The following is a 25,162-nucleotide window of genomic DNA, read 5'->3' as shown; positions in this document are numbered from 1 at the left end:
TCGCCGATCCCTGATCGGGCAGCGCGGTCCGCAGCACACCCGTGCGTGACGTTCTCCCGATCCAGGTGTCCAACGGGAAGAAGCGAGCAGACCGAGAGGGTGTCGTGCAACCGACTGAGGGAGGGGCTGGTCCGTGCCCGGCAACGGGAATCAGATGACGGAACGGGCGCCGGAGGGCGTCCGTTCCGACGAGGCGCTGCTGGTCGTACGGGCCGGGGAGGGCGACGAGGAGGCGTTCGAGGTGCTCGTACGGCGGCACAGCCCCGCCATGCTGCAACTCGCGATGCGGTTCCTGGGGGACCGGGCGGACGCGGAGGACGCCGTTCAGGACGCGTTCGTCAGCGCCTGGCGCAAGCTTCCCGAGTTCCGCCGGGACGCCTCCTTCCACACGTGGCTCCACCGCATCGTCACCAACCGCTGCCTCAACCGGCTCCGGTCCCGCAGACCGGCGGCGGACCTCGACTCGGTGCCCGAACAGGCCGCCCCGGAGCACCAGGCGTCCCCCGCCCGCGCCGTCGAGTCGCGGGCCGCGGCCGACGCACTGGCGGCGGCGATGGCGGGCCTGTCGCCCGAACAACGTGTCTGCTGGGTGCTCCGCGAGATGCAGGGGCTGTCGTACGAGAGCATCGCGGACACGGTCGGAATCAGTCTGCAGGCGGTCCGCGGCCGGGTCTTCCGGGCCCGCCGCTACCTGACGGAGGCGATGAGCGCATGGCGATGAGCGCCAACCCCGACCGGCCGGAAGAGAGCCGGTCGCAGGAGATTCAGCCGGAAGAGAGCCGGTACGAAGAGGAGGAGCGGCTCGCCTGCGGGCGCCTGCTGAGCGACGTCTGGGACGCGTGGGACGCCGGACGGACGGCCGACGACCCGCACCTGACGGCCTGCCCGCACTGCTCGGCGGCTTCGGCCGAACTCACCGGCCTGGGCGACGCCGTACGCCGTACCTGCGCCGAGGAGCCCGGAGTGCCCGAGGCAACTGCGGCCGCGGTCACGGCCCGTGTGATGGACCTCGTCCGGCTCGAACTGCGCCCCGGGCGCCCGCTTCCCCTGGGGGAACCGGAAGAGGACCACTGGATCGTCGAGGCGGCGGCCGCGCGGCTGCTGCGGGCGGCGGTCGACGCGCTGCCCGGGGTACGGGCCGGGAGCTGCCGGATCGCCCCGCTCGACCCGGCCGACCCGACGGGGCCCGTCCATGTACGCGTCGAGGTCGTGGCGAGCCTGGACCGGTCACTGCCGGATCTGGCCGACGCCGTACGCGCACGGATCGCCGAGGTCACCGACCGGGACATCGGCATCCGCCTCGGCGCGGCCGACGTCCTGGTCGTGGACATCCTCGACGACGAAGAAGAAGACGAAGAGGACGAGGACGGCGACGCGTACGGGCGCCACGGCACAGGAGGAGCAGCGTGATGGCCGCCGACACACCCCGGCTCCGGGACCGGCTCGCCGAAGCGGCGGCCGGGGCCGCTCAGGACGTACCCGGCGTCGCCTTCCTGCGCCCCGGCGTTGTCGACCTGCTGCGGACGCGGGTCGCCGACCGGGCCCCGCGTCTCGCGGCGGGGACCGGGGCGCGGGCGCAGGGGGTGCGGGTGAGCCGGGACGAGGCCACCGGTGCCTGGCATATCGACATCCGCCTCGTCGTGCACCGGGGCCACCGTGCCGTCGACGTCACCCGGGCCGTGCAGACCGCCACGCTGGCCGCGGTCCGCGACGAGCCGTCGGTCTCGGTGCGGGTGACGGTGACGGGGGTGGTCTGAGCGGCGGGCCACCGGCGGGGGAGAGAGGCCGTGCGCCGGGGGAAGGGCGAGGCCGGGCCGCCCGGGCTCACGTCCCGGACGGCCCGCCCTCCGCCACGGCACCGATCAGGCGCGCCACTCCGCCGTGCGCTCCGGCGACGCCTCCGCCAGCGCCTTCACGATGGCGTCCGCGTCGCCCTGGTTGCCGTACACCGGTGTCCCGGGCTGCTGGCGCCACGACTCGTCCAGGCCACCGGCGTCGACCGTGTCGAAGCCGAGCTCGTCGATCAGGTCGCGGACGGCCTGCTTGGCCGCCGGGTCGTCCCCGGCCACCGGCAGCGCCTGCCGCCCGGGGCTGCCCTGCGGAGCGCCCCGGTCCAGGATGTCCTGCGCGTACGTCCCGTTGAACGCCTTGATCACCGGGTGGCCGATCTGCTGCTCGGTCCACCGGCTCTCCGTCAGGCCGTCCTCGATGGCGGCGATCCGGCCGTCGCGCTGCTGCGGGTAGTAGTTCCCGGTGTCGATGACCGCGACGTCCTCCGCCGCCCCGTCCAGGAATCCCGCGGGCAGGTCGGGGACCGCCTTCAACGGGACGGTCACGACGACGATACGGGCGCCCCGCGCCGCCTCGGCGGCGGCCACCGGAGTGGCTCCCGTCTCCTCGGCCAGGGCGCTCAGAGTCTCAGGGCCACGGGAGTTGGCGACCGACACCTCATGCCCGAGTGCGGTCAGCCGCCTGGTGAGATTGCCGCCGATGTTGCCCGCTCCGATAATACCGATCTTCATGGATCCGACCTTCCGATTTCTGCCGCGTGGGAAGAAGTGGTTCTGCCGCTTCACCAACTCCGCCGCCCGGCGGGCTATTCCGAACCGTGTGGGCCATTTGAGTGTCCTTGCCGGGCGCTCGCGCGGGACGGGGAAGGATGTCCCACCGGACCGATCACCGCGGGTCCATCCTGGTCGCCGAGTCCATACGGGCCGTTGACCGAAGGAGCGTCGCAGTGACGACGAGGGGCATCTCGCAACCGGTGGAGACCGATGTCGCAGAGGGGGACGAACTGCCGGTACGGCTCAAGGAGCCGGGCAACGTCGTCATCAAGTGGATGACCACCACGGACCACAAGACGATCGGGACGCTCCTCGGTCAACTTCATCACCACGATCATCTGCATGCGCGCCCCCGGCATGACGATGTTCCGCATGCCGATCTTCACCTGGAACGTCCTGCTGACCGGTGTGCTCGTCCTGCTGGCCTTCCCGGTCCTGGCCGCCGCGCTGCTGGCCCTGGAGGCGGACCGCAAGTTCGGCGCCCATGTCTTCGACCCGGCCAACGGGGGAGCGCTGCTGTGGCAGCACCTCTTCTGGTTCTTCGGCCACCCCGAGGTCTACATCATCGCGTTGCCGTTCTTCGGCATCGTGACCGAGATCTTCCCGGTCTTCAGCCGTAAACCGGTTTTCGGCTACATCGGTCTGGTCGCCGCAACCATCGCCATCGCGGGGCTCTCCGCGACGGTCTGGGCGCACCACATGTTCGTCACCGGCGCGGTCCTGCTGCCGTTCTTCTCCTTCATGACGTTCCTCATCGCCGTGCCGACCGGGGTGAAATTCTTCAACTGGATCGGCACCATGTGGAAGGGGTCGATCTCCCTCGAAACCCCGATGCTCTGGTCGATCGGATTCCTGGTCACCTTCCTCTTCGGCGGTCTGACCGGCATCATCCTCGCCTCGCCGCCGATGGACTTCCACGTCTCCGACTCGTACTTCGTCGTCGCGCACTTCCACTACGTCGTCTTCGGCACCGTGGTCTTCGCGATGTTCGCCGGATTCCACTTCTGGTGGCCGAAGTTCACCGGGAAAATGCTGGACGAGCGGCTGGGAAAGGTCACGTTCTGGACGCTGTTCGTCGGCTTCCACGGCACGTTCCTGGTGCAGCACTGGCTCGGTGCCGAGGGAATGCCCCGCCGTTACGCGGACTATCTCGCCGCCGACGGCTTCACCGCGCTCAACACCATCTCCACCATTTCCTCCTTCGTGCTCGGCCTCTCCCTCCTGCCGTTCTTCTACAACGTCTGGAAGACCGCCAAGTACGGCAAGCAGATCGTGGAGGACGACCCGTGGGGCTACGGCCGTTCGCTGGAATGGGCGACCTCCTGCCCGCCGCCGCGCCACAACTTCGTCACCCTGCCGCGGATCCGCTCCGAATCCCCGGCGTTCGACCTGCACCACCCGTCGCTGCGGGCGATCGACGAGACCGCCAACCGGCCCGACGCCTCCGCCACCGTGGCACCGGGGGACAAGCAGGAGTGACCGTGGCCCGCCCACCCCGGAGAGCCCGACGAGAGGAGGACGTGTGAACCCCGACAAGGACAGCGCCCGCGGCCTGGCCCAGCTGGAGGGCTACCTGCTGTGGAACGCCGAGGTCGAGAGGGCGCGAGCACAGGCGCGCCGGTTCACCGGCGAACTGCCCTGGCTCACCACCGCCCAGCGCGAGGACGTCGAACGCGTCTACCTCGCCGACCGGGTCGCCGTCTCCCGCGAGTCGCTCACCCGCGTCCGGGACCGGGCGGCCGAACTGCGCGGGGAGTACACCGCCCGCTACGAGCGGCTCCGGGCCCGCTGTGTCGCGCTGTCGGTCGTGGCGGTGGGCGCGGTCACCGGCATCGGTACGTCCCTGACACTGCTGCTCCGCTGAACCGGCCGGGACCCGGTGCGGCCCGGCCGCGGCCGCACCGGGTCCCCGCCGTGCGAGCGCCCGCCGCGTGAGCGCCCGCCGCGTGAGCGCCCGCCGTGCGAGCGGTCGGCGGAACCCGTCAGACCAGCGCCCCGGAACGCGCGGACGCGCGGTGCGCCGCATCGAGAGCGGCCAGCTGCTCCGCGATCCGTTCGGCGTGCGACGGGGGCAGCGCGGCGCCGCGGTCGTTGAGGTGGACCGCACAGGCCGTCGTCGTGTCCACCAGACGCTCCAGAGCACCGGCCACCTCCTCGAACTCGGCGGTGCGCCCGGCGACCGGCGGGAGTTCGGCCGCCGAAAGGTCCAGCGCGGACCGCGCCACGGCGAGCGAGCGGTAGGCGTCGCGACGCAGCACCCCGCGCCCCGCGCCGTCCTGAGGGTGGGCCAGGACGTGCCGCAGATACCGGTGCGCCGCCGCCACCGCCGTGTCCACCGCGTCCCGCACCCGGTTGCCCCGCTGCCCGGGCAGCGGCAGATGCCCCACGAGCAGCACGATCGCGCAGGCCGTCAGCGACTCCACGACCCGGCCCCACGCGGCCTGCGGCTCGCCCGCCAGCAGGACGAGGGAGAGCACGAGTACGGTGACGACCGCGGTCTGGGCCGCGAAGTGCCGGGTGGCGACGGGGATCAGCGCCCCGCCCAGCGCGACGGCCGCGACCATGGGCAGCGGGCCGGCCACCAGCGCGACGAACCCGGCGAAGACGGCGGCCCCCACCACCGTCCCGGCAGCCCGGCTCAGCACCCGGGAGACGAGCGGCCCGAGATCCGGCTTCACCAGGAACACCGCCGTGGCGGGCATCCAGTACCAGTGCTCGTGGTCCAGGCCGAGAGCCACCGCCGCACTGACCCCGCAGCACAGCGCCACCCGGAACCCGTACTCACGCCCCGCCGGCCCGAAGGCCCTGCGCAGCAGCGCGAGGAGACCCGGACGCCCGCGGGCGGTCCGCAGCGACTGCCCCGGCCGGTGGTCGAACGCCTCCGCGGCCGCCAGGAGGGCGTCGTCCAGGGCGCGGAGCCCCGCCCCGGACCGCACCGGCGCAGGCAGCGGCCCGCAGGCGCTCCCCGTACGCACCGCGTGCGCCAGCCGCAGCGGCCCCTCCGCGACCCGGCCGGGCAACGGTTCACCGACCCACGCCAGCGCCGTCGCGGCCTCGGCCAGCGGCAGCGCAGCCGCGTACTGGGCGTGCAGCCGCCGCTCCGCCGCCGAACTCGCATACCGCCGCAGCCGGGGCCCGGACAGCGCGTCCTGCGCCTGGTCGAGTGCGGCCGTGAGCGCCGCCCGGCGGGCCGGAGCCCGGGTACCGCCCGCCGCGCTCAGCAGCCCGGCCACCGCCCCGTACGCGGAAGCCACCGCCTCGCGCTCACCGTCGTACCGGTACGGGCCGCCTGAGGTCCGGCGCCGCGACGGCAGCACCAGCCGTAGCACCAGCGCCCACCCCGCCCCCGCCAGGTACAGCAGCGCCCGCTCCCCGCCGGGCTCCGGCAGCGGCATGCCCGCCCCGACCACCGCCGCGACCAGCAACTGCGTACCGCACGCCGAGGCGACCGGGCCCGTCGAGCTGAGCGCCCCCGCGAGCAGCCCCAGCACACCCAGCAGCACCGGCAGGACGAGCATCGCGGCCCCCGGCGGACCGGCCGCGGGCAGCAGCGAGCCGATCAGCAGCCCGGCGGCGCCCGCGAGCGCCGGGACCCCCACCCGTGACACGGACGAGCGGCGGCCGCCCGGGCGGTCGTTGATCCCGGCGAACATCGCCCCCAGCGCCGCCGGAACACCTGCCGTCGGCCGGTCGGCGGCCACCGCCAGCAGCAGCGGGAGCATGGCGAGCGCCCCGCGCACCACCGCACCACCGTGGACAGGCCCGCGCTGGGTCCGCAGGACATGGCCGAGCCAGAGCGGCAACGGCCGGGCGGCGAGGGGGAAAGCGGGTGACACGACCGGGCTCCAGTCCGCAGGGGAAAGGGGATCCGCCGGCGGACACCATCGGCCTGGGCGCTGCCACCAGTCTGGAACACCGAGGTGGAGGGGGTGCTTCGCCCGCATTTCCACCAGGTGAAAGATCACCGCGCGATGCTCGGCGCAGGGTGCTCACCGAGCGGAGTTCAGCGCGCAGGGCTCACCGAGCGGTGCTCAGCGCGCAGTGCTCACCGTGCGCCGAACTTCTGCGTCCACACCGGCCCGCCGCCGGAGTCCACCTTCCCGATGCCCATCTCCTTGAAGGAGCAGTTCAGGATGTTCGCGCGGTGCCCCGGGCTGTCCATCCACGCCCGCATCACATCGGCCGGGGTCCGCTGCCCCTTGGCGATGTTCTCGCCGTAGGTGCTCCACCGGTATCCGGCCGCGGTGATCCGGTCGCCCGGGTCGGTGCCGTCGGGGGAGGTGTGGGAGAAGTAGTCCCGGGAGGCCATGTCGGCGGAGTGCCGCTGCGCCGCCGTCGCCAGCAGGTCGTTGGAGGTCACCGGACCGCAGCCCTCCTTCGCCCGCTCGGTGTTGACGATCTGGAGGACCTGGCCGCCCTCCGACGCCGGAGGTGCGGGCGCGGGAGCGGGCGGCGGCGGGGGCTTCGGGGCCGGGGCGGCCGTGCTCGGCGCGGGGGGCCGGGTGCTCTTCGTCGGCGAGGGCTTGGGCTTCGGCTTGCGCGAAGGGCTCTTCGACGGCGAGGCACTGGCCGACGGCGAGGCGGACGACGCCGAGGCCGACGGCGACGGTGCCGTCCTCGTGGGGGAGGGGGCGGCGCTCGTGGGGAGGGTCGCGCCATCGGTGGGCACCCCGGCGCTCAGGGTCGTCGCGTCCCGCTCCTCGCCGTCGGTGTACAGGTGCACGGCCGCGCCGCCGGTCCCCAACGCCGCGACGGCGACCACGGCGGCGATGGCCGAGTTGCGGCGCCGCCGCCGTACCTGACCGCGCCTGCGCTCGGCCCGCCCGGCCCCGGCCGCGGAGTCCACGGTGAGGTGCGCGGCCGTCGTCAGCAGCTCCGGCGCCACCGCCGCTCCCGCGGCCCCGGCCACCGGGACCAGCGCGAGACCGACCAGCAGCCCCTCCGCCGGTACGAGCCCCGATCCGTGGCCCGAGCAGACGGTGCACTCACGGGCGTGGCGGGCCAGCCGCTTGCGCCACAGGGCGGACGGCACCCCGTCCCAGCCGGCCAGGATGTCCTCCAGCAGCACGCACGGCGGGTCGGCCGCCAGTGCGCCCACCACGACCCGGGCCGCCTCCAGCTGCGCTTTCATCCGCTGGACGCGTACGGCCGTGTGCTGGGCGGAGAGCTCCAGGGCCGCCGCGACCTCGGCCCGCGACAGCTGCCCTGCCGTCTCCAGCCACCACAGTGACAGCAGCGCGCGGTCGTCCTCGTCCAGCCACCGCGTCGCCTCCGCCACCTGGCGCCGCTGCCCGGTCAGCCCGAGCCGCAGAATGGTCAGCTCGACGAAGTCGGCGCGCGGATCGGCCAGGTCCAACGCGTCGTCCAGCCGGCCGGCGGAGACCGTCCCCGACTGGCCCTCGCGCCAGTGCCGGCGTATCTCGTTCATGGCTATCGCCACCAGCCAGGACCGGAATCTCTCCGGGTCGCGCAGCTCCGGCAGGCTGCGCAGCATGCGCAGCACCGTCTCCTGCACCACGTCGTCGACGTCCGCGTGCCCGTTCAACGCCCGGCCGACGACGTTGTACAGCAACGGCAGATACGCCGCGACGAGCCGGTCCTTGGCCTCCTGGTCGCCGTTCCGCGCCGCCGCGATCAAGGCCGTCCCGTGATCCTTGCCCATGCTGTGCTCACTCTTCCGGGGTCCGGTGCTGTCACTTCCCACACTCGGGAGATGCGGTGCGGGCCGGACAATAACAAGAATCTGATAATCGCCCCGGATTTCTTCGGCGGCACGCACCGGGTCCGTGCCACAGGACGTGTCCCGTGGCACGGACCCGGTGCAACCGGTTACGGCCCGTCATGACGCGCTACGGCCGGTGGCATCAGGAGCGCGGCGGTCCGTCCTGGCCGCGCTCCCCACCGAACTGCTGCTTCAGCTTGTCCTGGGCGGTGTCGACCTGGCCGCTGTACTTGCCCTTGGTGCGGTCGTCGACCATGTCTCCCGCCTTGTCGACGCCCTTGCCCGCCTGGTCCTCGTGGCCCTTGAGCATCTTCTTGATCTTGTCCATCGCGGACATGCCTGATCCTCCTCGCATCGGCGCCGCCCCCACCCATCAAGAGTCACCGCACCCGGCCCGGCCCGCATCCGGGCGCCCGAGGAGTCCGCACGGTGGACGGGAAGTGTGAAGCCGAGCCGACTGGGCAGATACCGGTCACCTGGAGGAGGTGGTGGCCATGGGCCGCATCCGCATCGTTGTCCGTCGACCCCCGCCCCCGTCCGGGCCGCCCCCGCTCGACCTGCGGACCCCTTCCGGCCGGCCGTTGCCCTACTGAGCGAGCACGGGACCGGTGAGCGAGCACGGGACCGGGCGCGTACGGCGACCGGTCACCGACCGGAGTGCGGCGGATCGTCGTCGTACCGCGCCGAAGGCGGTCCCGGCAGCGGCGCGAGCTGTTCCACCAGCGCCTCCAGCTCCACCACCGCGTGCTCCGTCTCACGGCGGATGTTCTGGTGCTCGGCCACGATCGCCCCGAGCAGCAGCGCCGTGAGCGCCACGCATCCGTTGAGCACGGTCAGGTTGGCCATGATCTCCATGAGCGTATGGCCCGCGAACGGCCCCAGCCCGTCCGTGCCCGCGGTGATCGCCAGCACCGACACCACCAGGGCGCACGGCGCGCTGCCGGGCAGCTGGAACCGGAGCGCCGCCCAGATGATCACCGGGAACACCAGGTAGATCATCGAGAGCGAGCTCCGGGTGGAGAAGAACCCCGCCACCACCACGACGACCGCGAGCAGGCAGGCCTCCGGCCACCGGTCGGTCAGCCGCGGCCACCGCGCCCGGCTCAGCACCAGCAGTACGGGGGTGACCACGAGGACTCCCATGGCGTCCCCGGCCCACCACGACGACCAGACCAGCCAGAACCGCCCCGGCGGAACCTTGTCGTCGAGCATCAGTGTCACGCTGCCGACGGTGGCGCTGATCAGCATCCCGGCGAACGCGCCGAGGAACACCAGGCAGACCCCGTCCCGCAGCCGGGCCAGTTCGCTGCGGAACCCCACCCTGCGCAGCAGCGCGTAGGCGGCCAGCGGCGCGAGCGTGTTGCCGAGGACGATGCCCAGACGGGAGACGGTGAACGCGTCACCGATGGCGGAGACGGTGAAGAGCGCGCCCAGGGCGATGCCCGGCCAGATCCGGGCGCCGAAGTACAGCAGGGCGGCGAGCGAGATCCCGGTGGGCGGCCAGAGCGGGGTGACCACCGCGCCGTCCACCACCACCTGGCGCGTCAGCCCGAGCCGTCCCGAGAGGTAGTAGGCCCCGGTCACGCCGAGGACCTGCGCCACGTACACGGCCCGACGTCTGGCTTCCTTGCTGCGGATCACAGCACTCATCAGACACCGGCCAGGCGGAGGAGGCAGCCGGTGACACGCGCCCTGCCACCCCCGGCGTCACCGCGCCCGGGCCGAGGCGTGCCGCAGGACGAGTACGGCCGCGTCGTCCTCGTGGCCCGTCAGCTCCGCCGCCCCGAGCACCCCGTCGGCCAGCGCGTCCGCGCTCTCCCCGGCATGGGCGGCGACCAGCCGCCGCACCCGTTCGAGGCCGTCCTCGATCAGCAGCGACGGGCCCTCGATCACACCGTCGGTCAGCAGCACGATCGCGCCGTCCGCGTCCAGGGTCCGGCGGCTGACGGGGTACTTCTCACCCGTCTGGATGCCCAGCGGCAGGCCTCCCGGGTCCTCCGTGACGCCCGACCGCCCGTCCACGGTCGCCCAGACGCTGGCCACATGCCCGGCGCGCGCACTGTGCAGCTCCCAGGTGTGCGGGTCCAGCCGCAGGAACGTACAGGTCGCGAAGAGACCGGAGTCCACGGACAGCAGGAGGTCGTTGGTCCGGCCCATGACCTCACCCGGGTCGGACACCGTTCCCGCGATCGCCCGCATCGCGATGCGGACCTGTCCCATGAAGGCGGCCGCCTCCACGTCGTGCCCCTGCACGTCACCGATGGCGAACCCCAGGGCACCGTCGGCCAGCGCGAAGCCGTCGTACCAGTCACCGCCGATGTCCAGGCCGTCACGGGCGGGCGCGTACCGCGCCGCGGACCGGAGGCCGGGGAGCTCGGGAAGGGTCGCCGGAAGCATGTCGCGCTGAAGGGCCTGCGCGAGTTCCACTCTGGCCTGGTGGAATTCCACCTCCCGCCGAGCGCGGGCAGTGAGGCTCTGCAACGTGGTCAGCAGGTCCTCGGCGCTTACCGAGCGGGGAGTCCGACGCCGGTTCATGGGCTGCTCCGCGGTGCGTGAGTCCCTGAATCATATGGCGCCCTCCGCGCGGCGGCGACTTCGCCGAGGAACGGCGCACGCCGGTGGCCGGATGGCCCCGCACGCCGGGCCGTTGTCAGTGGCCGGTGGGATGCTGCCTTGCATGGACGAGCTGATGAGGCAGCGACGGGTGTACGGCGCCGACCACGACGATCCGCACCCCGGCCCCAGGCCGGGCCACGACTACCGGGAACTGGTCGGGGGCCCGCTCGACGGGCTGCTCCTGGACGTCACCGGCTGGAGCGAGACGGCCCTGCGCGAGGGGGCCGGGCTGGTGACGGAGATAGGCGCCTACGGACCGGGCGGCCGCGCCGAGTACGGGCCCCGCTCGATCGACGGCCACCAGTGGGACTGGCGCGGCGACGTGCGCTAGGAGCGGGGGAGAGGAGGGGGTCGGCACGCCGTCCGATAGGTTCTCCGGTCATGTGGGCTTTGAGTGTTGTCGGATACCGTCGGCTGGGTGCGGCGGCCGCCCTGGCGACCGCCGCGGGCGGCTGGTTCTCCGGAAAACTGCCGGCCCACGACCCCTGGGGCCTCTGGGTCGACCACGGCTCCACCGTGCGGACGGCGTCCGCCGTCCTCGCCTACGCCGGGCTCACCGTGCTCGTCGTCGCCTGGTGGCAGTACGGCAGAACCGCTCCCTCCGTACGCGAGACGCTCACCACTCTCGCCTGGTGGACCGCGCCGTTCCTGCTCACGCCCCCGCTCTACAGCGCCGACGTCTACAGCTACATCGCCCAGGGCGCCATGGTCATCGAGGGCCACGACGTCTACACCGTCGGCCCCTCCAGCCTGGATCCCGCCGGAATCGGCGGCGACGCGGCGGCGAGCGTCGGCAACCACTGGCGCGACACCCCGGCCCCGTACGGCCCGCTCTTCCTCCTGCTCTCCGCCGCCGTGGCGAAGACGACCGGCGGCACCATCGTCCCCGCCGTCCTGGCGATGCGGCTCATCGCGCTCGCCTCACTCGTCCTCATCGTCTGGGCCCTGCGCCGGCTGGCCCGGGAGCACGGCACCAGCGAGAGCCGCGCCCTGTGGCTGGGGGCGCTCAACCCGCTCCTGCTGATGCACGTCGTCGCGGGCATGCACAATGACGGCCTGATGATCGGCCTCATGCTGGCCGGGCTCGCGCTCGCGCTGCGCGGCCGATGGGTGGCCGGCAGCGCCCTCGTCGGGCTCGCGATGATGGTCAAGTCCCCGGCGGCCGTATCGCTGCTGTTCATCGGCGTGATGGTGCACGCCTCGGCGACCGGGCCGCAGCTACGGCGGTGGGCCAAGGGACTCCTCGCGCCCGGCCTCGTCGCGTGTGCCGTCGCCGGATCCGCGACAGTGGTCAGCGGTACCGGCTTCGGCTGGCTCAGGACCCAGGGCGTCGCCGGCAACATCCACACGGCGCTCTCCGTCGTCAGCGACCTCGGCCTGGGCCTGGGCGAGCTGGGCCGCCTGCTCCTGGGCACCGACCCCGAACCGGTCAAGTCCGCCGTGCAGACCCTCGGCCTGGCGGCGGCGGTCGTCCTGATCTTCGTCCTTGCACGACGGTCCATGAAGGGCCACCTGCCACCGGTCCACGCCCTGGGCCTGGGGCTGCTGGTACTGGTCGCGCTCTCGCCCATGGTGCAGCCGTGGTACCTGCTGTGGGGGCTCGTGGTCGTGGCCGCCACCCAGCAGCACGGCCGCATCCCCGCAGTCCTCATCGTGCTGTCGGCGGCGCTCGTCTACGAGACCCACCCCACCGGAGCCACCCCGCCCTACGGATTCGCCCTCGCCGGAATCGCGGCCCTCGCCGCCACCCTCGTCATCCGCCGCGCCCCGTTCCTCCCGGAAACCGCACGGGTGCCCGGGCCGCGCGGCGGCGACCTGGACGCCCCGCTGAGCACCGAGGCGCCGCGGGCCACCGCGTAGATAATCCCTCGACGCCCCCAGCGGGCCTCCGGTACGCTGATCACGTCCTGTTGTCTCCGATAGAGGTGGACGTTGCGTATCTGAGGTCCGCGATCATCACGCGGTACGGCCTGGCCCGTACACCGGTCACGACGCTGTCGGCATGTCTGCCGCCCGTGACTTCCGCGTGGACGCGACCTCGGTGCTGAGCCGTCCCTCACCTTCGCAGGACTTCTCTCCCACCACTCTCCGGCCCACCGAGCCGGGTCGCCGCGTGCTGTTCGCATACGAAGCCCCCCGTTCCCCACGCTTCCGACTGCGAGCTGTCACCATGAGCCATCCCACCGCGCCCAGCGCCTCCGTCGCCGTCTCCCACCTCACCTTCCGGTGGCCCGACGGCACCAGCCTCTTCGACGGGCTCTCCCTCACCGTCCCGCGGGGCCGCACCGGCCTGGTCGGCACCAACGGCACCGGGAAGTCGACCCTGCTGCGCCTGCTCGCCGGGCAGCTGCGCCCCGCGGAGGGGTCCGTCACCGTGAGCGGAAACCTCGCCTACCTGCCGCAGAACATCACCCTGGACACGGAGCTGCGGGTCGACGGGGCCCTCGGCATCGCCGAGCGGCGGGCCGCCCTGCGGGCCATCGAGTCCGGAGACGTACGGGAGGAACACTTCGAGACGGTCGGCGACGACTGGGACGTCGAGGAACGCGCCCTGGCCACCCTCGGCTCCCTCGGCCTCGGCGCCGTGGAACTGGACCGCACCGTCGGGCAGCTGTCCGGCGGGGAGACCGTCCTGCTGCGCCTGGCCGCGCTCCTGCTGGAGCGACCCGACGTCCTTCTCCTCGACGAGCCCACCAACAACCTGGACCTGTTCGCCCGCCGCAGGCTCTACGACGCCGTCGACTCCTGGCGCACCGGCATCCTCATCGTCGTCAGCCACGACCGGGACCTGCTGGAGCGGGTCGACCGCATCGCCGAGCTGCGATCGGGGGCGGTGAGCTGGTACGGAGGCGGCTGGTCCGCCTACCAGGACGCCCTCGCCACCCAGCAGGAGGCCGCCGGCCGGATGCTGCGCTCCGCCGAGGCCGACGTACGGCGCCAGCAGCGCGAGCTGGAGGAGACCCGCACCAAGGTGGCCCGCCGCCAGCGCCACGACAAGAAGCTCGACGGTCAGCGGAAGGCCCCGCGCATCGTCGCCGGGGAGCGCAAGCGCTCCGCCCAGGAGTCCGGGGACCGGCTGCGCGGGCTGCACGAGGACCGCCTCGACGAGGCCCGCGAGCGCCGGGAGGAGGCCGCCGAAGCCGTCCGCCGGGACGCCGAGATCAAGGTGAGCCTGCCCCACACCGCCGTACCGGCCGGGCGCACCGTCCTGACCGTCCGGGACCTGAGCCTGACCTACGGACGGCTGCGCGAGGGCAGCCTTCAGGTGAAGGGGCCCGAGCGTATCGCCCTGGCCGGCCGCAACGGGGCGGGCAAGACGACCCTGCTGCGCACGCTCACGGGAGAGCTCGCACCGAGCTCCGGCGAGGCGGTGGCGTCGGTACCGCTGAAGTTCCTCCCGCAGCGCCTCGACGTCCTCGACGACACCTTGAGCGTCGCCGCGAACGTCGCCCGCACGGCGCCCGGCACCACCGACAACCAGATCCGCTCCCAGCTCGCCCGGTTCCTCTTCAAGGGCGCCCGCGCCGAGCAGCAGGCGGGCACGCTCTCGGGCGGTGAACGCTTCCGGGCCGCGCTCGCGGCGACGATGCTCGCCGCCCCCGCCCCGCAGCTACTCCTGCTGGACGAGCCGACGAACAACCTCGACCTGGCCAGCGTGCGGCAGCTGACGAGCGCCCTGGAGTCCTACGAGGGCGCCCTCGTCATCGCCAGCCACGACCTGCCGTTCCTGGAGTCCGTGGGCATCACGCGCTGGATCCTGCTGGACGAGGAGCTGCGGGAGACCGACGCCGAGGAGGTGGGCGAACTGTTCGCCGGCTCCGGTCAGGCCGCTTCGTAGCGGTGGGCCCGCCCGCCCCGCCACTCCACCCAGACCGGGTTGTCGAGGATCCGGTCCGCTTCTTCGAGGCCGGCCTCGCTCAGGAACACGATCACGTCGTGGTCGCTGTGGGCCAGCCCGAGTATCTCGTCCCGGCCTTCGTAGTGCACGGTCACCCGGCGGCCGCCCGAGGGGGTCGGCCGGTGGATGACGATCGGGGGATTTGCCATGGGTCCACCCTGCGACGCGCCCTGCCCCCGCGCATCCGGTGCCCGCGCTCTCCGCGAGCGGGCCGTGGACCCGCCGGGGAGGGCCGAGGCCTGCCGGGGCCCGGGGGAGGGCCTCACCGCCGGGCGGCCCCGATTTCCACCGTTGTGGTGACGCGCACCAGAGCGGGGGTGCGTGGGGCGGAGCCGAACCCGAAGGCGACCGGCGGATCGAGCGGGGCGAGCGGGCCCAAGTCCGCTCCGTCCAGGACGGCGTCGGCGGCCAGGACCGGCCGCAGGTCCCGCGCCCCGTACCACTCCCGCCGCCCCGGGCCCGCCCGGCCCAGGGTGCGGACGCCGGGCATCAGGAGCCGGGCCGGGACGTCGCACAGCGCGGCCCAGAGCGGGCTGTGGACGAGCGGGGCCGGTACGGCGGACAGCAGCCGGCCGAGGGCGGTGCGGCGTCCCGCCCGCAGCCGCAGGCGCAGCGGCCCCGCCTCGACGACCCAGACGTGCCCGCTGCGGGAGACGGAACCGGTGACGGAGACCGGGACCACCTCGATCCGGTCGAAGCGGTACGTGGCGGCGACGAAGTCCGCGACCGGCCGGGTGGGCGCCAGCAGGACCCGCTCGCCGTCGGGATGCTCGATCATGACGTCGCTGAACGCCCCGAACGGGGAACGCGGCCAGTGCCCGACCACCAGCCGGGTCCCCGAGGACGTCCCCACACCGGCGATCCAGCCGTCGAACCGCAACCGCTCGCCCGCCACGGCCGCCTACTCGAAGCGCGACGGGTCGCCGGCGCCCCGTCGTACGATCTCCGGCTCGTCACCGGAGAAGTCGATCACCGTGGTCGGCTCGGTGCCGCAGTCGCCGGAGTCGATGACGGCGTCCACCTCGTGGTCGAGCCGCTCCTTGATCTCCCAGCCCTGCGTCAGCGGCTCCTCCTCGTCCGGCAGCAGCAGGGTGCTGGACAGCAGCGGCTCGCCCAGCTCGGCGACCAGCGCCTGGGTCACGACGTGGTCGGGGATACGGACGCCGACCGTCTTCTTCTTGGGGTGCAGCAGCTGGCGGGGCACCTCCTTCGTCGCCGGGAGGATGAAGGTGTAGCTGCCGGGCGTGGCCGCCTTGACCGCGCGGAACACGTCGTTGTCGACGCGGACGAACTGCGCGAGCTGCGCGAAGTCGTGGCACACCAGCGTGAAGTGGTGGCGGTCGTCCAGGTTGCGGATGGACCGGATCCGGGCGATGCCGTCACGGTTGCCCAGCTGACAGCCCAGCGCGTAGCAGGAATCGGTCGGATACGCGACGAGCGCACCGGAACGGATGCTGTCGACCACCGTGCTGATGGTGCGCGGCTGGGGATTCTCGGGGTGCACGTCGAAGTACTTGGCCATCCGCCGAGCTTACGTGGTCACCGGGCGGCCCGTCCGGACCGTGGGCACGATGAGGGGGAGGCGGCCCGGACCACCGGACCGCCTCCCCTGCGGGCTCTCGTACGGTCAGACCGTGGCGGGGCCGACCAGCTCCTCCAGGACGTCCTCCATCGTCACGAACCCGATGACCGTCCCCTTGTCCCCGGCGACGGCGGCGAGGTGCGTACCGGCGGCACGCATCGCCGTCAGGGTGTCGTCGAGCGGGGTGTCGATCTCGACCCGGATGACCGGGTGGATCGCGCTCGTGGGCAGCGGCTTGGTGCGCTCCGCGACCCCCAGGGCGTCCTTGATGTGCAGGTAGCCCAGCACCCCGTCGTCCGGCCCGGTCACCGGCAGCCGGGAGAAGCCCGAGGCGACCGCCGCCCGCTCCAGCTGCTGCGGGGTGATGCCGAGGTCGACGGTGACGGTCCGGTTCAGCGGGACCAGCACCTCGCCGACCGGCCGGGTGCCCAGCTCCAGGGCGTCCCGCAGCCGCTCGCCGTCGGCGGGGGCGAGGAGACCGGCGTCGCTGGAGTCCTTCACCAGACGGACCAGCTCGTCGTCGGTGAAGACCGAGGCGACCTCGTCCTTCGGTTCCACCTTCAGCAGCCGCAGCAGCATGTTGGCGAACGCGTTGATACCGAAGATGACCGGACGCAGCGCCCGGGTCAGCGCCACCAGGGACGGGCCCAGCGCCAGGGCCGTCGCGACGGGCGCGGCGAGCGCGATGTTCTTCGGGATCATCTCGCCGATGAGCATGTGGAGATAGGTCGCCAGGGTCAGGGCGATGACGAAGGCGATCGGGTGGACCAGCGCGTCCGGCACGCCGATCGCGTCGAACGGCGGCTCCAGCAGATGGGCGATGGCCGGTTCGGCGACCGCGCCGAGCACCAGGGAGGAGATCGTGATGCCGAGCTGGGCCGTGGCCATGGCGGCCGACAGGTGCTCGATACCCCACAGGGTGCTCTTCGCCCGCCGGCTGCCGCGCAGGGCATCCGGCTCGATCTGGCTGCGGCGTACGGAGATCAGGGCGAACTCCGCGCCGACGAAGAACGCGTTCGTGAGGAGCGTGAGCGCGCCGATGAGCAGCTGAACGGTGGTCATCGGGCGTCCTCCTCCACGAGGGTCAGGGCCGGGGCGGGCGCGGTGATCCGCACCCGGTCGGCCCGGTGGTGTTCGATGTCGAGGACGTCGAACTGCCAGCCGTCGACCTCCACCCGGTCCGTGCGGACGGGGATGCGGGCGAGCTGGGTGGCGAGCAGCCCGGCGAGCGTCTCGTACGGGCCGTCCGGCGCGCGGAAGCCGATCCGGTCGAGCTGGTCGAGCCGGATGCTGCCCTCGGCCTCCCAGACCTGACGCCCGTCGCCGAGCGGCTCGGCCGGTGCCAGGTCGGGGCGCTCGTGCGGGTCGTGCTCGTCGCGGACCTCTCCGACGACCTCCTCCACGATGTCCTCCACCGTGGCGACGCCCGCCGTACCGCCGTACTCGTCGATGACGACGGCCATGGTCCGGTGGCGGCGCATCTGCGCCAGCAGCCGGTCCACGGGCAGTGAGTCCGGTACGAGGAGGGGCTCGGTGGCCAGGGCCGTGACCGGGGTCCGGGGGCGCTCGGACTCCTCCAGGGCCAGCACGTCGCGGATGTGGACCGTGCCGATGACGTGGTCCAGGCTGTCGCGGTAGACCGGGAAGCGGGACAGGCCGGTGGCCAGCGTGAGGTTGGCGGCGTCGGCCGCGGTGGCGTGGGACTCCAGGGCCCGCACGTCCACGCGGGGCGTCATCACGTTCTCGGCGGACAGCTCCGCCAGGTTCAGGGTGCGGACGAAGAGCTCCGCCGAGTCCTGCTCGATGGCGCCCTGGCGGGCCGAGTGCTCGGCGAGGGCGATGAGCTCCTGCGGGGTACGGGCCGAGGCCAGCTCCTCGGCCGGCTCCAGGCCGAACCGGCGCAGGGCGCGGTTCGCCGTGTTGTTGAGGTGGCGGATCAGCGGGGCGAAGCAGGCCGTGAATGCGCGCTGCGGGCCGGACACGACCTTGGCGACGGCGAGCGGGCTGGAGATCGCCCAGTTCTTCGGGACAAGCTCACCGACGACCATGAGGACGACGGTCGACACCGCCACACCGAGCAGGGTCGCGACCGTGGACACCGCGCCGGCCGGGATGCCGACGGACTCCAGCGGCGAGCGCAGGAGCACGGCCAGCGACGGCTCGGCCAGCATGCCGATGACCAGGGAGGTCACGGTGATGCCGAGCTGGGCGCCGGACAGCTGGAACGTCAGCCGCTTGGCGGCCTTGAGCGCGCTTTCGGCGCCGTGTTCACCTGCCTGCGCGGCTCGTTCGAGCTCACTGCGCTCGATGGTGGTCAGCGAGAACTCGGCCGCGACGAAAACCGCGCACGCCAGAGTCAGACCGAGGGCGAGAAGGAGCAGGAGTACTTCGCTCACCGTGTCACCTCCGTCCCCTGGTGAGCAGGGGTGGGGATGACACGGTTCGTACTGGGAGGCTCACCCATTGCGGTACCGCAGCTCCTTCTCTGTTCGGTCGTCGGGTTCGACGTCTGGCGGCGGGTGGAAACCCGCCTTGTAGATAGTAAAGGGGGCGCAAAGCAAAGGGGAGTGGCGCGCATCACAGGTGTGGTCGGATGGGTAGGCAGGTGTTTTCACCACAGGAAGTCACACGAAGAAGGAGTGGACGCCGGACATGGTGTTCAAGAAGTTGCTCGGAGCCCTCGGGGTCGGCGGTCCCTCGGTCGACACCGTTCTGCAGCCCGGCCCCGCCCTTCCCGGCGGACCGCTCTCCGGTGAGGTCCGGCTGCGCGGCGGCGGAACGGATGTGACGGTCGAACAGATCTCCCTCCTCCTGGTCGCCCGGGTCGAGGTGGAGGGCCACGACGAGGAGCACGACTCCACGGTCGTCCTCGAACGGTTCACCGTCGGCGGCGGCTTCCGGCTCGCGCAGGACGCCGAACACACCGTGCCGTTCACCGTCACCCTCCCCTGGGAGACCCCGGTCACACAGCTCCACGGCCAGCCGCTGGGCCCCGTCCTCGGGATCCGTACGGAACTGGAGGTGGCCGGAGCGCGGGACAAGGGCGACCTCGACGCGCTCGCGGTGGGCCCGCTGCCCGCCCAGGAGGCGATCCTGGAAGCGTTCGGGCAGCTCGGACACGGCTTCAAGTCGGCGGATCTGGAGCTCGGCCACATCCGGGGGACCGGTCAGCGGCTGCCCTGCTACCAGGAGATCGAGATCGTGCCGCCCGCCGGCCAGGCCCACGCGGTGAACGAGATCGAGGTGACGTTCCTCGCCGCGCCGGACGCCCTGGAGGTCGTGATCGAGGCGGACAAGCGGGCCGGGCTCTTCTCCGGGGGCCAGGACACGGTGCACCGCTTCACGACCTCGCACCACGCCGTACCGCAGGCCGACCGCAACGCCGAGGTCGACGCCTGGCTGCAGCAGGTGATCGGCGCCCACGCGGCCCACGCGGCGCCGTACCCGTACGCACAGGGCGGCCACCACCACGACGACCACCACCGTTCCGGCCCCGGCACCGGGGCGGTGGTGGCCGGAGTCGCGGCGGGCGCCGCCGTCGGTGTCGTCGGCGGAATGGTCGCCGCCGAGGTGATCGACGAGATCGGTGACGCCTTCGAGGGCGACGACGAGGGGGAGGGCGCCGAGGAGGAGTGATTCACGGTGCGGCCCCGCGCCGGCGGCCCCGCAAGGGTGCCCGTCCGCGCGGGGCCGCCGCACCGGCAGGAAGCGCTACCTCGCGAGACGGGCGGCCAGGGCGTCCAGGTCGGCCACGAACCAGATGTCGCGCCCCTGATCGGCCTCGCGCACCAGATCGGGCAGGGCCGAGCTCGCCGCCAGATGACGGGTGATGTCCCCGACCACGACCAGCCGGAGCCGGTAGTTGGAGAACTTCTGGAGGATCGCGCCGGCCACCCCGGTGCTCAGGTCGAAGAAGCGGTCGTCCAGCCGCTCCGTCGGGACCGCGACCACCTCGGCGCCCTGAAAGGCGGGCCCGATCAGCTGGTCGAGCGCGTCCTGCACGGTGGCGATCGAGGGGCCGTCCGTGGAGCAGGCCAGCACCGCTGTGCCGTGGTGGTCCACCAGCAGGTCAGGCACGGTGCGCCTCCGGTCCGCCGCCGAGCAGCCCGTTCTCCGGGCCGAGCACGCCGTCGATCAGGTGCAGCAGCTCGGCGGTGGCCGCGGCGCCGCCGAGAATCACGATCTTCATCCGGGCTCGTTCCCTGTCGTGGACCGTCTGGACGCGCAGGGGATCCGGCGCGTCCCGGGAGGATCGGGCGCTCGCGGTGACGAAGGTGCTCAGCCGGTGCGCGGCCTCCGGGCCGATCGCGTCGATCTGCACGATGCTCGACACCTCCAGGTGTCCCCGCCCCGCGTCCGCTGGTGCGGTGCTCGAACTGCCGGTCAGCGCCTCGAAGTCCGCTCGGCTGATCCGGTACTGCTTGCCGATCCGGACGGCCTTGAGCCGCCCGTCACGCACGTAGTTCCGGACGGTCCGCACATGTAGACCCAGCCGTTCGGCCACTTCGCCGATCGAGTAGAGCTCAGGTTCACCACTCTCCATGGGGATGAATATTACTCCAACGTTCCCTCTGAAGGGAAAGATAAGGAGTGATAGAGGAAAATGAATACCCCTTGCTCCGGGTGGAGGTCACAGCAGGTGTGCCGACCCGCTGACGAGGAAGGTGGAGGGTGTGAACCGCCGCTCGGACGCGTCGACGTCGACGAGGAGATCCATGAACGCGCAGACCCGGCCTCCCGACCCGTCGCACCAGCGCCCCGACGGAGTCACCGACACGACCGTCGAGGCGCTCGGCGCCCTCTCGAAGGCGCTGGAGACCACTGAACGGGCCCGCGGCGCCCTCTACACGTTCCACCAGCTCACCGGCGGCGCCGACCTCAGCCTCGACGACGCCGTACGGCTGCTCCGTGAGGCGGGGCACGGGGAGCATGCCGACCGGGTCCAGCGGGAGATCCTCGGCCGCAACGTCATCCCCGGCCACTGGACCTTCCAGATCGTCGAGGAGTACAACGCCACGTACTACGACGTGTTCCGGACGGTCGAGCAGGAGATCCGGGGCGAACTCGCCGAGGGCCGTGACCATCTGTACGAGGCCGAGATGAAGGAAGCCCGCCGCACGCGGGGACACCCGGACCACAGCGCCACCTGAGGGGGTGTCGCGGCGCGTCGCACGCATCCGTCCGGCCCTCCGGTGCGGAAGGATTCCGTACCTGGCCGGCCGCGGGGATCCGCAACCGTCCGACCGAGGACCGTCCAATCGAGAGGGGAGCCGTGCCTGACCCCGACGTCGTCATCGTGGGCGCCGGAGCGGCCGGACTGAGCCTGGCGTACCACCTGTGCGCGCCGGGCGGCGCCGTGCCCCTGTCGGTCGTCCTCGTCGACGCCCCGCCGGGGCCCCTGAGGCCGCCGCCGCGCACCTGGTGCTACTGGGAACCGCCCGGCGGCGCCTACGACCCGGCCCTCGCCGCCTCCTGGCCCCGGCTGCGGGTGCGGGCGGCCGACGGGGCGGCCACGGTCACCGAACCGTCCCCCTACCGCTACAAGATGCTGCGGTCGGACGCCTTCGAGGCCCTGGTCGGCCGGCGGCTGTCCGACGCGCCGGCCTTCCGCCGGATCGAGGCCACGGTCACCGCCGTACGCGACGCACCCGACGGCGGAGGCGAAGTCCTGGCCCAGGACGGACGGGTTCTCGTCCGTGGCCGCCGGGTCTTCGACTCCCGCCCGCCCGGCCGTCTGCCGCCGGCCCGCACCACCCTGCTCCAGCACTTCATGGGCTGGTTCGTCCGCACCGAGCGCCCCGCCTTCGACCCGACGACCGCCGACCTCATGGACTTCCGGACGCCGCAGCCCGCGCGGGGACTCTCGTTCGGCTACGTCCTGCCGCTCGACCCGCAGACCGCCCTGGTCGAGTACACCGAGTTCTCGCCCGCCCCGCTGTCCACCGAGGCGTACCGGCGCGCCCTGCGCCACTACACCCAGGAGGTCCTGAAACTGGGGGAGTTCCGGGTCACCGCACAGGAGCGCGGCGTCATCCCCATGACGGACGGGCACTTCCCGCGCCGCGCCGGGCGCTCCGTGCACCGCATCGGCACCGCCGGAGGCGCGACCCGCCCCTCCACCGGGTACACCTTCGCGGCCGTGCAGCGGCAGAGCCGGTCCGTCGCCGACCGGCTCCGCGCCGGCCGCGAGCTGCGGATGCCCGCGCCGTACGGGGCCCGGCCCCGCGCGATGGACGCGGTCATGCTGCGGGCGCTGGACAGCGGCCGGGTGGACGGCTCCGACTTCTTCACCCGCCTCTTCCGCGGTGTCCCGGCCGCCCGGCTGCTCCGCTTCCTGGACGGCGGCTCACTCCTCCACGAGGACCTGCTGATCGGCCTGCGGACCCCGGTCGCCCCCATGCTGCGGACCGTCGCCGAACTCCCCTTCCTGACCAGACGCGAACCACCCCACCCCCTGCCTCCACCGACCGGCCACGAGAAGAGCACCCCATGACCCTGTTGCGTGACGACGACCTGTCCGCGGCCTTCGACCACGGCTCCGCCGCCTACGACCGGCTCGTCGCGGCCAGCCCCGGCTACCACGCCCATCTGCGCCGCTCCGCCCGCCGGCTGGGGCTGCCCGACGGCGGACGCCAGCTGCGCGTGCTGGACCTGGGGTGCGGTACGGGTGCCTCGACGGCCGCGCTCCTCGCCGCCGCCCCGTACGCCCGGATCACCGGCGTCGACGCCTCCGCCGGCATGCTGGACCGGGCGGCGGCGAAGAGCTGGCCGGAGGGCGTCGACTTCGTGCACGCCCCGGTCGAGGAGCTGGCAGCCAGGCTGCGGCCCGGCTCCTTCGACGCGGTGTTCGCCGGTTACCTCTTCCGCAACCTCGCCGACCCCGACAAGGCCCTCGACCTGGTACGCGGTCTGCTCGCCCCGGACGGCCGCCTCGCCGTGCACGAGTACACGCTCGGCGGATCGCCCGTCCACCGTGCCGTGTGGAACACGGTCTGCGCCACGGTCATCCAGCCCGCCGGGCGCCTCGCCGGGGACGCCGAGCTCTACCGCCATCTCCGGCGCAGCGTCGTCGAGTTCGACACGGCACCCGCGTTCGCCCGGCGGCTGCGCCGGGCCGGGTTCACCGACGTACGCGTCCTCCCGCTGCCCGGCTGGCAGACCGGCATCACCCACACCTTCGTCGGCCGCGCGGGGGAGGAGGCGTGATGTTCCCGTGCGACAGCGGCAGCGGCACAGGCCACCGGCGCGGCCGCGACCGGCAGGCCGCCGTGGTACCGGCCCCCGGCGGCCGCGCCCGCTTCACCGGACAGGGCGCCCCCACCGCGGCGGTCGTCGGCGGCGGCATCGCAGGCCTCGCAGCGGCCACTCTGCTGGCGGAACGGGGCGTACGCGTCACTCTCCACGAGCGCGAACCGGGCCTGGGCGGACGGCTGTCCGGCTGGCCCACCGAGCTCGCCGACGGCACGGACGTCACCATGAGCCGGGGCTTCCACGCCTTCTTCCGCCAGTACTACAACCTGCGCGGCCTGCTGCGCCGGGTCGACCCGGGCCTCGACTCGTTGACCCGGCTGCCCGACTACCCCCTGCGGCACAGCTCCGGCCTCCACGACAGCTTCGCCCGGGTGCCGCGCACCCCTCCCCTCAGCGCCCTGGGCTTCGTCGCCCTCAGCCCCACCTTCGGCCTGCGCGACCTGGCCCGGATGAACCCGCGCGCCGCCCTGCCGCTGCTGGACGTCCGCGTCCCCGAGGTCTACGACCGGCTCGACTCCATCAGCGCGCACGATTTCCTCACCCGCATCCGCTTCCCGGAAGCCGCCCACCACCTGGCGTTCGAGGTGTTCTCCCGCAGCTTCTTCGCCGACCCGCGCGAACTCTCGGCGGCGGAACTGGTGCTGATGTTCCACATCTACTTCCTCGGCTCCAGCGAGGGACTGCTCTTCGACGTCCCCGACGAGCCGTTCCCCACCGCCCTGTGGGACCCCCTCCAGCGCTATCTGGCAGGCCACGGCGTCGACGTACGGACCCGGACCCCGGTCCGGCAGGTGCGGCCGCTCCCCGACGGCGGCCTCGACGTCACCACGGACGACCGCACCACGCGGTACGACGCCCTCGTCCTGGCCCTGGACAGCGGCGGCCTGCGCCGCGTCGTCGGCGCCTCCCCGGAGCTGGGCGACGCCAGGTGGCGGGCCGGGATCGAACAGCTGCGCACCGCCCCGCCGTTCCTGGTCTCCCGGCTCTGGCTCGACCGGCCGGTGGCGTACGACCGGCCGGGCTTCCTCGGCACCAGCGGCTACGGGCCCCTGGACAACGTCAGCGTCCTGGACCGCTGGGAGGGCGAGGCCGCCCGCTGGGCCCGGCGCACCAGGGGCTCGGTCGTCGAACTGCACGCGTACGCCGTCGCACCGGACGCCGACCGGGGAGCCGTACAGGCCGAGGCGCTGCGGCAACTGCACCGGATCTACCCGGAGACGCAGAGCGCCCGCATCGTCGACGAACGGCACGAATGGCGGGCGGACTGCCCGATGTTCCCCGTGGGCGGCTACCGGGACCGGCCCGGCGTGCGCAGCCCCGACCCCGCCGTGATGGTGGCCGGTGACATGGTCCGCACCGGACTGCCGGTGGCGCTGATGGAACGCGCGGCCACCAGCGGATTCCTCGCCGCGAACGCCCTGTTGGAGCGGTGGGGCGTACGCGGGCAGACGCTCTGGACGGTTCCGCGCGCGGGACGGTCGGCGACCCTCCGCCGACTCGCGGCGCTGGGGGCCGACTGAGGGGGGCGT

25 protein-coding genes and 1 pseudogene are annotated in these 25,162 nt (G+C 72.9%); 13 read left to right on the top strand and 13 right to left on the bottom strand.

Going from position 1 to position 25,162, the window contains the following annotated elements:
• Window positions 1-154: 154 nt before the first annotated feature.
• Genes IF17_RS0113215 through IF17_RS0113205 form a run of 3 tightly spaced genes read left to right on the top strand, consistent with a single transcriptional unit; the run spans window position 155 to window position 1,757 of the window.
• Entirely contained in the window at window positions 155-721 is a 567-nt protein-coding gene (locus IF17_RS0113215) for an RNA polymerase sigma factor (protein WP_030565367.1), read from the top strand.
• Entirely contained in the window at window positions 712-1,410 is a 699-nt protein-coding gene (locus IF17_RS0113210) for a hypothetical protein (protein ID WP_030565365.1), read from the top strand. Before IF17_RS0113215 ends, IF17_RS0113210 begins: the two co-directional genes overlap by 10 nt.
• Entirely contained in the window at window positions 1,410-1,757 is a 348-nt protein-coding gene (locus tag IF17_RS0113205; protein WP_030565363.1) for an Asp23/Gls24 family envelope stress response protein, read from the top strand. Before IF17_RS0113210 ends, IF17_RS0113205 begins: the two co-directional genes overlap by 1 nt.
• A gap of 105 nt (window positions 1,758-1,862) precedes the next feature.
• Here the strand turns inward: IF17_RS0113205 and IF17_RS0113200 are convergent, their stop codons facing one another.
• Window positions 1,863-2,576, bottom strand: coding sequence for an NADPH-dependent F420 reductase (locus IF17_RS0113200; protein ID WP_267880931.1), 714 nt, complete (start codon window positions 2,574-2,576; stop codon window positions 1,863-1,865).
• A gap of 300 nt (window positions 2,577-2,876) precedes the next feature.
• Here IF17_RS0113200 and IF17_RS01000000136405 point away from each other — a divergent pair.
• Together IF17_RS01000000136405 and IF17_RS0113190 are read left to right on the top strand one after the other, a co-directional pair.
• Window positions 2,877-4,043: pseudogene (locus IF17_RS01000000136405) on the top strand (cytochrome c oxidase subunit I); the annotation flags it as partial.
• A 43-nt stretch (window positions 4,044-4,086) separates the two neighbouring features.
• The gene (locus IF17_RS0113190) at window positions 4,087-4,428 is read left to right on the top strand and encodes a hypothetical protein (RefSeq protein ID WP_018512807.1); all 342 of its coding nucleotides are present in this window, start codon (window positions 4,087-4,089) and stop codon (window positions 4,426-4,428) included.
• A 118-nt stretch (window positions 4,429-4,546) separates the two neighbouring features.
• Here the strand turns inward: IF17_RS0113190 and IF17_RS0113185 are convergent, their stop codons facing one another.
• The 5 genes from IF17_RS0113185 to IF17_RS0113165 all read right to left on the bottom strand — a co-directional run bounded on the left by IF17_RS0113185 (window position 4,547) and on the right by IF17_RS0113165 (window position 10,821).
• Entirely contained in the window at window positions 4,547-6,286 is a 1,740-nt protein-coding gene (locus tag IF17_RS0113185) for an FUSC family protein (protein ID WP_244890488.1), read from the bottom strand.
• 323 nt (window positions 6,287-6,609) lie between these two features.
• On the bottom strand, window positions 6,610-8,226 hold the full coding sequence (locus IF17_RS0113180) for a sigma-70 family RNA polymerase sigma factor (RefSeq protein ID WP_030565359.1): 1,617 nt from the start codon (window positions 8,224-8,226) through the stop codon (window positions 6,610-6,612).
• A gap of 202 nt (window positions 8,227-8,428) precedes the next feature.
• Window positions 8,429-8,623, bottom strand: coding sequence for an antitoxin (locus tag IF17_RS0113175; RefSeq protein WP_030565357.1), 195 nt, complete (start codon window positions 8,621-8,623; stop codon window positions 8,429-8,431).
• A 308-nt stretch (window positions 8,624-8,931) separates the two neighbouring features.
• Window positions 8,932-9,927, bottom strand: a complete 996-nt coding sequence (locus IF17_RS0113170; protein ID WP_167344518.1) for an MASE1 domain-containing protein — start codon at window positions 9,925-9,927, stop codon at window positions 8,932-8,934.
• A gap of 66 nt (window positions 9,928-9,993) precedes the next feature.
• Window positions 9,994-10,821 carry a PP2C family protein-serine/threonine phosphatase gene (locus IF17_RS0113165; protein WP_030565353.1) on the bottom strand — a complete coding sequence of 276 codons (828 nt, stop codon included), beginning with the start codon at window positions 10,819-10,821 and terminating at the stop codon, window positions 9,994-9,996.
• 142 nt (window positions 10,822-10,963) lie between these two features.
• On the opposite strand from IF17_RS0113165, the gene IF17_RS0113160 reads away from it, so the two are divergent.
• The 3 genes from IF17_RS0113160 (at window position 10,964) to IF17_RS1000000140480 (ending at window position 14,740) form a co-directional block, all read left to right on the top strand.
• Entirely contained in the window at window positions 10,964-11,233 is a 270-nt protein-coding gene (locus IF17_RS0113160; protein WP_018512801.1) for an MDR/zinc-dependent alcohol dehydrogenase-like family protein, read from the top strand.
• A 50-nt stretch (window positions 11,234-11,283) separates the two neighbouring features.
• Window positions 11,284-12,762, top strand: a complete 1,479-nt coding sequence (gene mptB / locus IF17_RS0113155) for a polyprenol phosphomannose-dependent alpha 1,6 mannosyltransferase MptB (protein WP_030565351.1) — start codon at window positions 11,284-11,286, stop codon at window positions 12,760-12,762.
• A gap of 310 nt (window positions 12,763-13,072) precedes the next feature.
• On the top strand, window positions 13,073-14,740 hold the full coding sequence (locus tag IF17_RS1000000140480) for an ABC-F family ATP-binding cassette domain-containing protein (RefSeq protein WP_030565349.1): 1,668 nt from the start codon (window positions 13,073-13,075) through the stop codon (window positions 14,738-14,740).
• On the opposite strand, the gene IF17_RS0113145 is transcribed toward IF17_RS1000000140480, so the two are convergent.
• From IF17_RS0113145 to IF17_RS0113125, 5 genes are all read right to left on the bottom strand, one after another.
• Complete coding sequence (locus tag IF17_RS0113145) at window positions 14,725-14,949, bottom strand: hypothetical protein (RefSeq protein ID WP_018512798.1); 225 nt, start codon at window positions 14,947-14,949, stop codon at window positions 14,725-14,727. The two genes, IF17_RS1000000140480 and IF17_RS0113145, sit on opposite strands and share 16 nt — an antisense overlap.
• A 113-nt stretch (window positions 14,950-15,062) precedes the next feature.
• Window positions 15,063-15,695 (bottom strand): hypothetical protein, encoded by a 633-nt coding sequence (locus IF17_RS0113140; protein ID WP_030565346.1) that lies wholly within the window; start codon window positions 15,693-15,695, stop codon window positions 15,063-15,065.
• Between the two features lie 6 nt (window positions 15,696-15,701).
• On the bottom strand, window positions 15,702-16,322 hold the full coding sequence (locus IF17_RS0113135; RefSeq protein WP_018512796.1) for an L-threonylcarbamoyladenylate synthase: 621 nt from the start codon (window positions 16,320-16,322) through the stop codon (window positions 15,702-15,704).
• A gap of 105 nt (window positions 16,323-16,427) precedes the next feature.
• The gene (locus IF17_RS0113130) at window positions 16,428-17,444 is read right to left on the bottom strand and encodes a hemolysin family protein (RefSeq protein WP_030565343.1); all 1,017 of its coding nucleotides are present in this window, start codon (window positions 17,442-17,444) and stop codon (window positions 16,428-16,430) included.
• Window positions 17,441-18,778: a hemolysin family protein gene (locus tag IF17_RS0113125; protein WP_030565341.1), complete on the bottom strand. Its 1,338-nt coding sequence runs from the start codon at window positions 18,776-18,778 to the stop codon at window positions 17,441-17,443. The genes IF17_RS0113130 and IF17_RS0113125 overlap by 4 nt, the downstream gene beginning before the upstream one ends.
• Window positions 18,779-19,034: 256 nt before the next feature.
• Between IF17_RS0113125 and IF17_RS0113120 the strand changes: the two genes are divergently transcribed.
• The gene (locus IF17_RS0113120; protein WP_030565338.1) at window positions 19,035-20,018 is read left to right on the top strand and encodes a sporulation protein; all 984 of its coding nucleotides are present in this window, start codon (window positions 19,035-19,037) and stop codon (window positions 20,016-20,018) included.
• Between the two features lie 75 nt (window positions 20,019-20,093).
• Here the strand turns inward: IF17_RS0113120 and IF17_RS0113115 are convergent, their stop codons facing one another.
• Both IF17_RS0113115 and IF17_RS0113110 read right to left on the bottom strand, forming a co-directional pair.
• Window positions 20,094-20,459: a DUF4180 domain-containing protein gene (locus IF17_RS0113115; protein ID WP_030565336.1), complete on the bottom strand. Its 366-nt coding sequence runs from the start codon at window positions 20,457-20,459 to the stop codon at window positions 20,094-20,096.
• Window positions 20,452-20,925 carry a helix-turn-helix domain-containing protein gene (locus IF17_RS0113110; RefSeq protein WP_030565334.1) on the bottom strand — a complete coding sequence of 158 codons (474 nt, stop codon included), beginning with the start codon at window positions 20,923-20,925 and terminating at the stop codon, window positions 20,452-20,454. Before IF17_RS0113110 ends, IF17_RS0113115 begins: the two co-directional genes overlap by 8 nt.
• Window positions 20,926-21,097: 172 nt before the next feature.
• Here IF17_RS0113110 and IF17_RS0113100 point away from each other — a divergent pair, with 172 nt between their 5' ends.
• From IF17_RS0113100 to IF17_RS0113085, 4 genes are all read left to right on the top strand, one after another.
• Complete coding sequence (locus IF17_RS0113100) at window positions 21,098-21,532, top strand: hypothetical protein (protein ID WP_030565332.1); 435 nt, start codon at window positions 21,098-21,100, stop codon at window positions 21,530-21,532.
• A 122-nt stretch (window positions 21,533-21,654) separates the two neighbouring features.
• Window positions 21,655-22,875 carry a lycopene cyclase family protein gene (locus tag IF17_RS0113095; RefSeq protein ID WP_030565330.1) on the top strand — a complete coding sequence of 407 codons (1,221 nt, stop codon included), beginning with the start codon at window positions 21,655-21,657 and terminating at the stop codon, window positions 22,873-22,875.
• Entirely contained in the window at window positions 22,872-23,588 is a 717-nt protein-coding gene (locus IF17_RS0113090) for a methyltransferase domain-containing protein (RefSeq protein ID WP_030565328.1), read from the top strand. Before IF17_RS0113095 ends, IF17_RS0113090 begins: the two co-directional genes overlap by 4 nt.
• Complete coding sequence (locus tag IF17_RS0113085) at window positions 23,588-25,153, top strand: FAD-dependent oxidoreductase (RefSeq protein ID WP_030565326.1); 1,566 nt, start codon at window positions 23,588-23,590, stop codon at window positions 25,151-25,153. Before IF17_RS0113090 ends, IF17_RS0113085 begins: the two co-directional genes overlap by 1 nt.
• The last annotated feature ends 9 nt before the right edge of the window (window positions 25,154-25,162 follow it).

It is taken from the genome of Streptomyces cyaneofuscatus (assembly GCF_000718135.1).
Classification (GTDB): domain Bacteria; phylum Actinomycetota; class Actinomycetes; order Streptomycetales; family Streptomycetaceae; genus Streptomyces; species Streptomyces cyaneofuscatus.
This window is presented reverse-complemented; position numbering and strand designations above follow the sequence as displayed.